Genomic DNA, 3303 nt, shown 5'->3' with positions numbered 1-3303 from the left:
GCAGACTTCTGAAAATATAAAGTTTCTCAAATTTCTTAAAATACAAAATGACATATCTTATGGAGATAAATAAACAGGATCAAAACGATCTTCTCTAAATCCAAACTTTATAAACTGTTCAAAAAGATCGTATCTTATTATACTTTTTTGAAGACGTTCTCTAAGCTCCCCACGCTTTTCAATAAAAATTGCTTTCTTTCCACTGCCCGTCTTATTATTAAGCAACTTCGCAGCCATCTGGAGCTTCTTTTTTTCTAGCGTCTACAGCAAACTTTCTTTTTTCCGAATAATCACCTTCTTTCCAAATGGACTTCTTTGAAATAATTATATTTGTCGGATTACTTTGAATGCTTTCATCATAAACTGAATTTGTTGAAATTTGGGCACAATAAACTAGACCCTACAACAAGTAATACTCCTAAAACTCTTTGTTGTCTACGTATCACCACGGCTACCGGTACGTTAGAAACATAGTTTTCTAAATAATATAGAAATACATGATCACCTTTTTTCTACCGATACCCCAAAATCTTCTCTATTCTCTATTCAGTCTATTTAACGCAATTTATTTTTCTTTTATCCGACTTGCATGTGTTAGGCACGCCGCCAGCGTTCATCCTGAGCCAGATCAGCATTTTCATTCAATAATCCAACACACGAATTCCTATTCAACAGCTTCTTTGAACTCCATAACATCTTATATGTATTTCAATTTGACATTTCTGGGGACTTGCTTTCCTACAATATATCTTCAATATCATCTACTATCTTTTTTGACTTCTTATTCCTACTTCTTATAATCAGTTCACACTCATCATATTTACGCATACCTCCTTATCTATCAACGATCTATTTTTATGTGCGTACATGATCATAAACTTTCCACATCACAAGGTGTGCAACCACCCTTTCTCATAAGCCTCAGAACTTATATGCTTGCTCTGTAGGGCTTATGAGAAAGGTAGTGGCCACCTATGAATCAGGAGGAGGGGGATTAAAATGGCTAGTGGTTATATTTTATAAAGCAGATTATCACTCATTCTTGTCTTCGAGCTCGGCACAAATCTGTGCAAGCCTCAGCACCTTTTTGAACTCATTTTGCTCACTGTCAGCATCTTCTGCAATCACGTTGATTGCTTCTACCAAGACCCCAACAGAATAGTCTTCAACTTTTGGTATCATCCATTTGATGAGTAAGTCCTTCTTCTCGGAAGGAATTCCGAGTTCGTCAAGAAATTTTCTGAGATCCGATTGTATCTTTGTAATCTCTTCATACTTTCTTTGAACCCTTTCATCCGAATCTACCAGAGCATCATACCAGTCTACCCGTTCCTCAAGATCCATAGTTGCACAGCCTGTCACTGTGTTAGCCATGATCTTATCTCCTTAAAATTTATTGGGTGTGCTTTATATCAATCATTCGTGCAGCACAACACGGAAAACACAATATTCAATTTTCATCGAGCAAACTCATCGGTTTAGCTCCTGAACCCCGTAGCAAGTCTTCTTTGGTAAATCCTGCATGGTCAGCTGTATACAATACAACCGATGCTTTGGAATTACCAGCCGTCTGAAGCTGAAGACAATTTTCATAGATAACTTCATGATCCGTAAGGATATAAAACACCTTATTCCCGGCATCCTCGTCCTTTGTCAACTGGATGTACCGCTTTGACATTGTAAAGAATACCGCGATCATTCCATCTTCGTCATTACAATAAGCAGGAATCCCTACGTAAATCTGGCCACTTTCTATGTCGGTAATCTCAAAATACCCTTTTGCCCTGTTGATCCGGGTCGTCATATCACCATCTATTCCGTGGGTCATCAATGCTTTCTGTAGTTCATAACACGCTCCCAGCACATCGCCACCAAAAAAATCAGAAAGTGCTGTACTGTATGAAACTGCTCTGCGATAGAGATCGCTGTCTGGGATACTAATCCACTGATCTTTTAATGCCGTATAACCGGCTGCCTCAGTAAGTTCAGACAGATCAATCGGTTGTTCTGGGGTTGCATTGCTCAGCTTAAACAGAGTCTTCTTGGTAGGTGGAGACTCCAACTTAAAGTTCGTGCATTTACTTATGTACGACGGTGATACACCAATCTTTTCTGCAAACGATCTGACCGACAAACCACCGCACATATCTCTCACAAGTGTTCCAAAACGTACCGGGTCAAATTTGCTCCGATCCGCATCAGGAAGACTGCTGACACCTGGAAGTCTATATCTACCGCTTAAAACAGCTGTTGTACCACTGGCAAGCGTATTCTTCTTATCCATATTATTACCTCCGTGGAGGCAGGGTTCTTCACATCCGGTTGGAGGTCTCAACCTTGACATTACTCCCTTTAGCCTGTTTACAGATTTCCCTGTACCGCTCGACACCTCCGTTGCTATACACTGCACCAGCTTCACTTCACACGTCTCTTGTTTATCTCACTACTGCCGTCGGGACGCTGACTCAGGCCGGATTTCCTGAGTTTACAGTATATGCTGATAACTATAAGCTCCCAAAGGATCTATCCATAGTCTGCAATAACACATCCGTTAGATCATCGGTTCATGACCTATGAAAGGATAACTCCTCCACTATGCTTATCGCCTTAGACATAGACAGGTTCTCTGTGGACCTGTTGCAGATTGTTTTCCCAATTGCGGTCAGCCCTGAACCAGTAGCCATCTGTCACCTGTGCACTGTTCAGACATATCTGCTGCTGTCCGTTCTCGGTGAGAGCGTTGCCCACACCGTTCATACAAAGTCCACTCCTTTCTTTCTACGCGGCAGTACTGTGTACAGCCGGTTACCTCATGCCTTAGTAACGGGAACACCAAAAAACAAGGGCACTATCCCCGTACCGCTTTCCTAATGCTAAATATAATACACATTTTTTCATATGTCAATATCAAAATGTTGATTTTCGAGTTTTTTACTCAATATTCAACGCTATGCTAATCCTTCATTGGCCCCAATTTTACGAGGATAGCATGGGAAACAGCCTCCGGGAACAATCCCGGCACAACCTGCAAACTATCCCGTAAGAAAACTAGAACACACAAATGCAAAAAAAAAACCTGCTATGGAAATAAGGAACGTCTCCTCATCCATAGCAGGGTCTTCAAATCTTTTCTCGCGACTGTGGCCATACTCCCCACAGAGGGCTCTCTTCTTTACGGGTATTCACTTTATAACTGGTGCGCCAGTCATATTCCCACCGTCACCAGCCTTGCAAATAAAAACCGGCAGTTTCACTGGTGCAGGGGCAGTTCCAGCAGCTCCATCGTAAGCCTTGCACCAAGCT

At 41.4% G+C, this 3303-nt stretch carries 4 protein-coding genes; all 4 read right to left on the bottom strand.

Annotated elements, in window-relative coordinates:
• Positions 1-57: 57 nt before the first annotated feature.
• On the bottom strand, positions 58-237 hold the full coding sequence (locus QZZ35_RS10280; protein ID WP_291237318.1) for a hypothetical protein: 180 nt from the start codon (positions 235-237) through the stop codon (positions 58-60).
• Between the two features lie 795 nt (positions 238-1032).
• Entirely contained in the window at positions 1033-1374 is a 342-nt protein-coding gene (locus QZZ35_RS10275) for a hypothetical protein (protein ID WP_291237317.1), read from the bottom strand.
• A gap of 76 nt (positions 1375-1450) precedes the next feature.
• Positions 1451-2284: a helix-turn-helix domain-containing protein gene (locus tag QZZ35_RS10270; RefSeq protein WP_291237316.1), complete on the bottom strand. Its 834-nt coding sequence runs from the start codon at positions 2282-2284 to the stop codon at positions 1451-1453.
• A gap of 323 nt (positions 2285-2607) precedes the next feature.
• The gene (locus tag QZZ35_RS10265) at positions 2608-2757 is read right to left on the bottom strand and encodes a hypothetical protein (protein WP_291237315.1); all 150 of its coding nucleotides are present in this window, start codon (positions 2755-2757) and stop codon (positions 2608-2610) included.
• Between the last annotated feature and the right edge of the window lie 546 nt (positions 2758-3303).

This window comes from Frisingicoccus sp. (assembly GCA_016298055.1).
Classification (GTDB): domain Bacteria; phylum Bacillota; class Clostridia; order Lachnospirales; family Lachnospiraceae; genus Frisingicoccus.
Note: the sequence above shows the minus strand (reverse complement) of the source record. Positions and strands in the feature narration are given on the sequence as shown.

Coding starts and splice junctions, on each gene's coding strand:
- QZZ35_RS10280 (WP_291237318.1), bottom strand. CDS start 237: ATGGCTGCGAAGTTGCTTAATAATAAGACGGGCAGTGGAAAGAAAGCA.
- QZZ35_RS10275 (WP_291237317.1), bottom strand. CDS start 1,374: ATGGCTAACACAGTGACAGGCTGTGCAACTATGGATCTTGAGGAACGG.
- QZZ35_RS10270 (WP_291237316.1), bottom strand. CDS start 2,284: ATGGATAAGAAGAATACGCTTGCCAGTGGTACAACAGCTGTTTTAAGC.
- QZZ35_RS10265 (WP_291237315.1), bottom strand. CDS start 2,757: ATGAACGGTGTGGGCAACGCTCTCACCGAGAACGGACAGCAGCAGATA.